Origin of the sequence: uncultured Marinobacter sp., assembly GCF_963974375.1 — a bacterium.
Classification (GTDB): Bacteria; Pseudomonadota; Gammaproteobacteria; order Pseudomonadales; family Oleiphilaceae; genus Marinobacter.
This window is the reverse complement of sequence record NZ_CAXBDN010000200.1, coordinates 1-8,305: the sequence shown is the minus strand read 5'-3', so window position 1 is coordinate 8,305 and position 8,305 is coordinate 1. Positions and strand designations below refer to the sequence as shown.

Genomic DNA, 8,305 nt, shown 5'->3' with positions numbered 1-8,305 from the left:
TTTGAAGCCGGGACCCCCCCCCCCCCACGAAGAATACGGAACGTCGACATATTTACTTTGTAACGCTTTGTAAGTGTCTCTTTGCCAAGGCTGGTGTATTTATCATAGATTCTTCCTGGAGCTCACCTCAGCGTTAAGGTTTACTCAGGATCAATGATTTAGGTTCAATAATGATTAAAACCTGAACAAACAAAAAATATCATAATTTCATGGTTTTACATGATTTTATATTTCAGGCAAGCTGCCTTCGTCGTTCTGACCCTTCAAAAAAATCCTCTATTACAATTGTTAACTTTTCGTTATGTCCCGATAGGCTACCCTGCGGTTATTGCTGAAAAGCCATTCGAATTTGTACATATAATAATCAGAGGTCATAACGATGAATATGCTTAAAAAGTCTGCGCTATCTATAGCGATAGCCTCATCTCTCGCACTTGTAGGCTGTGGTGGTGGCGGTTCGTCGTCTTCGGCCGGAGGAGGATCAAATAGCGAAACTTCGGTGGTGTCTGGATCTGCGGTGAAGGGTGTGATGAAAAGCGCCGTCGTAACGGTGTACGAACTGGATGATTCCGGTGATCGCCTGGCTACAGCCGTTGGCACGACAACCACCGACAATAAGGGTGAATACAGCGTAGAGCTTGACGACAACTATAGTGGCGGCCTTGTTGAAATTGAGATTACCGTAAGTCCTGAAACCCGGATGGTTTGTGATGCCCTGGCCTGTGGCGCCAGTGCCAGGGGAGACGACATTGAGCTGCCAGATAACTTCAGGCTCAATGCGATTGGCAAGGCAAGTACTCCTGGCAGCACCGTAAGCGTGCCGGTCACAGCCTGGTCCACCATGGCCGTCAAACGTACAAAAACGCTTGTTGGTGAAGGCACGAGTGTTGCTGACGCGGCGAGGCGGGCCAAGGCAGAAGTCATCCAGGTGGCGGGTTTTGATTTTGAAGATACACCGGCTCGCGGTGTCAGCGACCTGACTGGCGCAACTGCTGCTGAGGCTCAGGCTGCAGTAATGAACGCCGCAGTGGCAAATCTGGTCTTTTCCGGCAGCGAGGATGTGGCTGCAGCGCTCGCCAGCTTCACTGAGGCTCTTGAAGACGGGTCCATCAACGCTGAGGATAGTTTCACACCTGCGACCTTATCCGCAGCTGTCAGAACAGCGTTTGAGGCAACTGAAGATCTGAGTGACGAAACCCAGCAATCACTGAATAACCAGACCGCAAAGTTTGATGGGGCTGGGGATAGCCTGGATACAAGCTACGACGATGATCTGGACCTCGACGAAGGTGCTGACCAGGCTGACAAGATTGCCGCCTTCCAGTCATTCGTTACACAATTCCGCAGCTGGGCCGGCTCCATAGATGAAACGGCAATCGCCCTGGGCGACGAAATGTCCCCCGTTTCGGTAGCAGTGGATGCGGATATCGACACCATCAGAGACGTATTTGTTCAGGCCGGTGTTGCCGGTGATCTGGTGAGCAAAGTTCTGGATGTGTTCTCGCAGCAACTGGCAGGGCCCGAGGGACGTGCTGCACTGCTGAGCGCTCTGGAGAATAATGCTACTTTCACGGCGAAGCAGAGCTGGACGGATGAAGAGGATCCGACTGCGACAGGCACCATGGATGCTACCCTGGTGTTCGAAGATACAGCGTCAGGCCTGAAGGCCGCAGTTTCCGGTAGTGTTGCCCAGATAGGTGGAGAGACCCGGAACTTTGACCTGGTCATCGGTACCAGCCTGAGCCAGAACGATCTGGATCTGACCTACGACGCCGAGCAGGTGTTGTCACTTATGGCGCAGAATACAGTCTCAGTGAGCGGTACGGTTGGTGATGGCACCGGATTCCATCGTGCGGTGCTGGATCTGGATGCTACGCTGGACCTGTCAGAGTCGATTAACGGCAATGTCACAGATGAGACAGTGCTGGACATGTTCAGTGCCATTGCGCTGACCGGTTCGGTTTCCCTTGCCAATCCTGAGGCCGCCAGTTTTGAAGGCAGCGTTTCGGTGAAGGCTGTGAGTATGACGGGCTCCAGCTTCAGTGCGCTGGATCAACCCTTCTCCCCGGAGTCCTTTGCCTTGACGGGTGACTTTACGGCTACCTCCGGGCGTACTTTTAACGTCTCGACCTCAATGAACAGCAGCAGCGCTCAGCGCTTCAACCTGTTCACCTATCTTGATTATAATGACACTACGGCAGCTTTCGATTTTGAAGTTGATCGTGCCGAGATTCTGCGGTTTGTTGAGTACGATGAGGCCGCTGAGCAGTTTCAGTTTTCTATTACTTCTGACTGGAGTTGCTATGATTCCGAAACAGGAACTGATGTCTATGGAGAGCGGGTTGCTTTTTCAGACTGGTACGACGTTCAGCAGCAATCAGTTATCTACAGCTGCAATGTACTGGACGAAGCGGAAAACGCTGCGCTGGACGAATTGATTGCGGAAAGACTCGTCAGTGCTGTGGGTGCGTCGGTGGCAACAGCTTCTGAGATCGAGAGCGTCTGGGTATACGGTAATAGCGACTACACGCTGGCAGAAGTTGATACGGACATTGCATTTCCCACCCTCGAAACTGCGGACAACTTTGTAGACCTGTCGTTCAACATTGCGGCAGGTGTATCACTTGTCGACATGCCGAGAGCGACCGCGGTTGTTACTCTCACCCGTTCGTCCCTGAACGGTGCCAGCATGCTGGCAGATGTAAGCTGGGACGGTGGCAGTTACAAGCTGCAGGTCAGCACGGATCAGCTGAACGCAGAAAACCCGGAAATAACTCTCGCGTTCTGGAATCCTCAGGGCTTCCGCCTGGAAGCTGTTGGTTCTGAAAACGCTGACGGCGTGCCAAGCCTGACAGGTAATGTCTTCGTTAATGATGATGAAGATATTGGTAACCTGGAGCTGCGAGACGGCGTTCCTGTGATTACCTACCCGAATGGTAATGAAACTGTGTTTGAGACACTGTTCTGATGACAGCACCGGGAAACCGGAAGAAAAGGTGGGGCCTCGGCCCTGCCTTTTTTTTCGTTATAGGCAGCACTAATGCCTGGGCTGCTCACGCGGTGGAGCTGTTTGGTCGGTTTGAAAGCCAGATTGTGAGCGAGCCGGAGCCCATAAAAACCACCATCAGTGACTGGGGTTCCGAGTTCACTGGCGGCGAGCGGCAGTGGTTGGTCAATCATCTGGAGGTGGGTGCCCGTTATCACGGCATCGAAATCTCGGTGCAGCAACGCTTGCTGGCGGACCTGCGGATGAACCGGGAGGCCACCGAGCAATGGGGGCGAATCGAACGCAAGGAACCGCTGGTGCCGGGTGAGCGGGTGCCGGTTCGTGTGCAGGTAGACGGCTTCAGTGCCCAGGCTCTGCGGCTGGGTTACCGCCATGAAATGGCGTCTGGCTGGATAGGTGCCGGAGTCAGTCTGCTGTGGGCCCGGCACGTGATGCTGGGTGAACTTAACGGTGAACTGCTGGCGACAGACGAGCAGGACTTCGATTTCAATGCCGATGTGGATTACGTCTATTATCGGGATGTGCTGTTTGATCGGCCGGATATCCAGAAGGCGGATGGCCTCGGCTGGGCTGTTGATCTGGCCGCCCGCTGGCAGATCGGTGACCGCTGGCGCTTCCATGCCCGGGCAGACGACCTGCTGGCCAAAATCCGCTGGCGGGATGCACCGTTTACGCGGGCGACGGCCAATACGGATAACAAATCCTACGACGATGACGGCTATGCGATTTTTGATCCCATCCTCACCGGGACGGAAGGCTATCGCGACCGGGTGTATCAGGCTATTGATCCACGATACCGTGCTGGTGTCGAGCTGTCCGAAGGCTCATGGCTGGCCATCGTCCGGGCACAGTACCAGTTCGGCTATGGCTTTGCCGGCGTTGGCGGGGGCTGGCAGTATGCTGATGGCAGTCGACTCAGGGTACTCTACTGGCCAAAGCTGGAGTCGGTCGGAGTAGAGTATGAGCGCGGCCAATGGCGGTTCGGGCTGTCACTGGATTCGCCACAATGGCAGGAAGTTCAGGCTCTGGGGCTGACCGTTTCCCGGGGTTACTGATGTATCAATACAAACCGCCTGGCTCGTACACCAAATGGGTGATGCACTCCGGACAGGGGATCCTTAGGCTGAATGGATCAGTGAAACGGCGGAGCAAAGGAGTATCCCGTGAAATCTCATTGTCATTTTTCTCGATCATTTGGTGGGCATGAACCGAATAATCATCAAACGAGCCAGTTTTTTCTATTAGCCGTGGCCGGTTTGCTTATAGCGTTCCTGCTATTGGCAGGGTGTGGCGGGGGTGGCAGTGAAGACGATGGAGGTGGAAATGCCGGCGGTGATGAAGGTGGCAATGAAGGCGGTAGTGATCCCGCTCCTGATGAGGGAGATGACAGCAATTTCGCATTTTTGCTGGATTCCCCGGTAGGAGGGGTGGTCTATCGCGGTAATGGTATTGAGGGCACGACGACCAGTGATGGGGGCTTTCGGTTCCGACCGGGCGAGCCGGTCAGCTTTTCCTTTGCGGGAATGGACCTTGGTACCGTAACGGTCAATGCCGCGGGTACCATTGTGACCCCTGCGGAGTTACAAGGCACCGAACGGGAAGACTACGCCAGTGATACTGCGACAGTGAACCTGCTGCGTCTGCTGCAGACCATGGATCTGGATGGCGACCCGACCAATGGCATCCTGTTGCCGGATGAGAGAACCCTGGCGGATTCGGGTTTGGCAAACATTCTGGCGGACATTCAGCTTGGCGACCCGAACTTTGACAGCCAGATCGCTGCGAGTCTGGCAGATTTCAGCATGAATCTCGGGATCGGTAATGAGCTGGTGTCGGCCCAACAGGCAAGCGAACATTTCGAGCTTACCCTGGAGTCCGTTGTGGATTCCGCCAATGAGCTCACGGACTTGTTTATCGGTCTCGAGGGAGCAAACCAGTCGCATTGGGATGCCTACGTAGGTGAATATGGCGAGTGGGGCTCGCGAATTGTCTTCAACGACGACGGTACCGGCGAACTTTTTGAATACGGAGGCTGCCCGGATTCGGACGACAGTGCCTGGATAGGCACCTACGAGCGGGCCAGGGCTGTGTGCTCGGAAGATCGTTCTGCGGATATTCGCTGGACGGTAGAGGGGAATATCATCGAGATGGACACGGGCTCGTTCACTGATACCTGCCGGGTGCTCACTGGTGACGAGCGTCGCTTTACCGCCAGTTGCCGGATTTTCGTAGGCAACGGCCGGTACGCCACGGAGACCCAGTATTTTGTGCGGGCCGGGGTCGATGGCTTCTATCCGGAATTGCTGGCAGGGGATCATACAGAGTTTGGTGCAACGGGCAGCAACACCGAGGACGACATCACGGCATTCCGAATCGAACAGGCAGGAACGGGCACCTACAAGGTGGGCAGTGAGCCGACTGAGAGCTACACCTGGACAATCGGAACCGATATCCGGGACTGGATTCTGGATGTCGAGGGAGAAGGCGTTCTCGATCCCATCAAATTCCGGCGTTATGTGGCTGGTGCTCACGAGATTGGTGCTGAGGGTGATGTCAGCAACTCGGTAGTGATTCCGGACTATCAGGGTTGGAGAGGGGCGCCGGGGTCTGTGATCCGCTACTCTCTGGATGAGGCGAATAGCGGGCAGATGCTGTCCCAGACGTCAGAAGACGGCGTTATCGCCGACGGTGTAGTGCGCTGCGGGGATGAACCGGGTGATATGGGGGAAGTGTGTCTGCTTGATGTCAGCTCCGATCGGGCCTGCAGCCCGATACACCGGATTCCTTCCGGCGACGGGGCGGGGATTTACTGGATGAGTTGCCGGCCTGCGCTCGACGCGGATATCAGTCAGGGAAACAGTTTCGAGATCTGGCGACGCTACTGATCTGATCGTTTCAATGTCGGAAACAACAAGGGCAGCCCATCGGGCTGCCCTTGTTGTAAACGGAACAGGTGGCTCGCGTCAGCCATTCCCCATCCGCAGTTCCTCATACTCATCCTCAAAGAAGAATTTCTCTTCCCCGAAGGCGGGCTCCAGCTCGTGCAGCCAGGTGGCTGTCTCGCTGTATTTTGCGAAGAACGGACGCTGCACCCAGTCCGGGTTACGGCCCTGCAGGAAGCGCAGCACGAACACTTTCTCGCCGTTGATCTCGGCAATGCCCTGGATTTCTACCTTGCCGGGGCCGGCGCTCATGCTGGGGCCGCGGGCGGTGCGGGCCAGGCCGGAGACTTTCTTGATGGCCTCACGGTAAATCTGGAAGGCCTCGGCCAGGGGAACTTCAAAGTAGTTCTTGGCGCCGGTGTCCCGTTCCACAAACATGTAGTAGGGGATGATGCCCAGCTGCACTTCTTTCTTCCACAGTCTGGCCCAGTCGTCAGCGTTGTCGTTGACGTGCTTGATCAGCGGGCCCTGGGCGCGGATTTCGGCACCGGTGGCGCGGATGCGGCGAATGGCTTCTTCCGAGATATCGGTGGTGATTTCCTGCCAGTGGTTGTAGTGGGCCATGATGGCCAGATGCTTACCGGCATCGACCAGTCTGGCAAACAGCTCCAGCAGTTCTTCCGAATCCTTGTCGGTGACAAAGCGGTAGGGCCAGAAGGTCAGCGCCTTGGTGCCGATCCGAATAGTCTGGACATGGTCGAATTCCGGCTGTAGCAGCGGCTCCAGATACTGTACCAGGTGTTTGGTTTTCATCACCATGGGGTCGCCACCGGTCACCAGCAGATCGGTGACTTCGGTGTGCTGCTGCAGATAGCCGTGCAGTTTGTCCGCATCGGTGCTGGCCATCTTCAGGTCTTTGTCGCCAACGAACTGGGCCCAGCGGAAGCAGAAGGTGCAGTAAGAGTGGCAGGTCTGGCCCTGGGACGGGAAGAACAGCACGGTCTCGCGATACTTGTGCTGCAGGCCCTCAAGGGGCTCACCGTCCAGCATGGGCTGGTTCATTTCCATCTGGCCAGCAGGATGCGGGTTCAGTTCGTCACGGATTTCCTTGGCGACGGCCTGAATTTCCTTCTTGTCTGCGCCTTCGCGGTGCAGCTGCGCCATGCGCTCGAAGTGCTCATCTTTCAGCATGCCTTTTTGCGGAAACACCAGCTGGTAGATGGGATCGTTGGGCACCTTGTCCCAGCGGATCAGCTCATTGATCACATATTCATTGACCCGGAATGGCAGCACGCTGGCCACCACTTTCATTTCAAACAGGGTGTCTTCGGGAAGACTCTGGATGACTTCGATCTTGTCGAGTTGTCGATCGGTGTAGACCTGGAAGCGGCGCTCTTCAAATTCAACGGCCGGTATCCGGTTTGGAAAGGTGACGATAGAGTTCATGGATCGCCCTCTGTCTTGAGCAAATGGCTGGCAACTGACGGGTTGTGAGGGGTCGTTGCCACAGAAAAATCAGACGGAGGAGTATATCTGAATCCGACAACATTTTCAGGTCTAATTAAAACTTCGGTAACGATCAGATCCTGAGTTTCACGAGGATTGCGCCGGATCTGCCGAGAATTCGTGGTTAACTCTTAAAAATACCGGTTTTTCAGCTAATTATGATTGTGGAGGATTGGCTTCTTGTGGAGGCATTCGTTTAGTGTGAGAAATAATATGGGTCAGTGGAGGTCTGTTCCAGTGCCATTTCCCGGTTTTCGTAGTATTCAGGACATTTTTGGCTTCGTCTTGTTTTATGATCGATAATTTGTCGAAAACTAGTAAATTAATGGGTCAATATTGAATAATTTAGCCTTTGGTCGAAAGGATATTGTGAAAAATGTAGTAATTTGGCAACATTGATCGGGCATGCTGTCGGCAGTATCGGGCAGGTCGTTGATTCTGTTCTATGCTTTGAGCAGAGGCGGCCGCGTTGCGCCAGCCTTCAGGTGTTTAGCGAATAGCGGTCGTGATCGTCTTTACCACGAACCGTCGTATCGTCATATTGCAGGCGCCCGGGCATTTACCTGGCTCGTTGACGGCGCCCATTACCGCACTCATGGGAGGGCTTGATGTACCAGGATGATGATCCCACCGAAACCAGCGAATGGCTTGATGCGCTGGAATCCCTGATCGAACACGAAGGCGTTGACCGCGTAAAATTTATTCTTGAGCGACTGTCAGAGCGCGCCAGCCGAGACGGTACCGAGCTGCCTTATTCCATAACCACGCCATTCCGAAATACCATTCCGGCTCTCCAGGAAGCCCGAATGCCTGGCGATCTGTTCATGGAGCGGCGGATCCGCTCGCTGATTCGCTGGAACGCCATGGCCATGGTGCTGCGGGCCAATCAGCGCCCCGGGGATCTTGGTGG

Annotated in this window: 4 protein-coding genes and 1 pseudogene; 4 read left to right on the top strand and 1 reads right to left on the bottom strand. The window is 54.9% G+C overall.

Translation table 11 applies throughout. The features are described from left to right. Positions 1-529 precede the first annotated feature (529 nt). The 3 genes from AAC035_RS15440 (at position 530) to AAC035_RS15430 (ending at position 5,892) form a co-directional block, all read left to right on the top strand. Positions 530-2,968, top strand: a complete 2,439-nt coding sequence (locus AAC035_RS15440) for a hypothetical protein (RefSeq protein WP_339805703.1) — start codon at positions 530-532, stop codon at positions 2,966-2,968. Continuing rightward, positions 2,968-4,062: a hypothetical protein gene (locus AAC035_RS15435; RefSeq protein ID WP_339805700.1), complete on the top strand. Its 1,095-nt coding sequence runs from the start codon at positions 2,968-2,970 to the stop codon at positions 4,060-4,062. The genes AAC035_RS15440 and AAC035_RS15435 overlap by 1 nt, the downstream gene beginning before the upstream one ends. Before the next feature lie 201 nt (positions 4,063-4,263). Next, complete coding sequence (locus tag AAC035_RS15430; protein ID WP_339805698.1) at positions 4,264-5,892, top strand: hypothetical protein; 1,629 nt, start codon at positions 4,264-4,266, stop codon at positions 5,890-5,892. A gap of 78 nt (positions 5,893-5,970) precedes the next feature. On the opposite strand, the gene AAC035_RS15425 is transcribed toward AAC035_RS15430, so the two are convergent. Further along, on the bottom strand, positions 5,971-7,335 hold the full coding sequence (locus AAC035_RS15425; RefSeq protein ID WP_339805696.1) for a lysine 2,3-aminomutase: 1,365 nt from the start codon (positions 7,333-7,335) through the stop codon (positions 5,971-5,973). A gap of 668 nt (positions 7,336-8,003) precedes the next feature. Here AAC035_RS15425 and aceE point away from each other — a divergent pair. Beyond that, a pseudogene (gene aceE, locus AAC035_RS15420) lies at positions 8,004-8,305 on the top strand (pyruvate dehydrogenase (acetyl-transferring), homodimeric type); the annotation flags it as partial.

Coding starts and splice junctions, on each gene's coding strand:
- AAC035_RS15440 (WP_339805703.1), top strand. CDS start 530: ATGAAAAGCGCCGTCGTAACGGTGTACGAACTGGATGATTCCGGTGAT.
- AAC035_RS15435 (WP_339805700.1), top strand. CDS start 2,968: ATGACAGCACCGGGAAACCGGAAGAAAAGGTGGGGCCTCGGCCCTGCC.
- AAC035_RS15425 (WP_339805696.1), bottom strand. CDS start 7,335: ATGAACTCTATCGTCACCTTTCCAAACCGGATACCGGCCGTTGAATTT.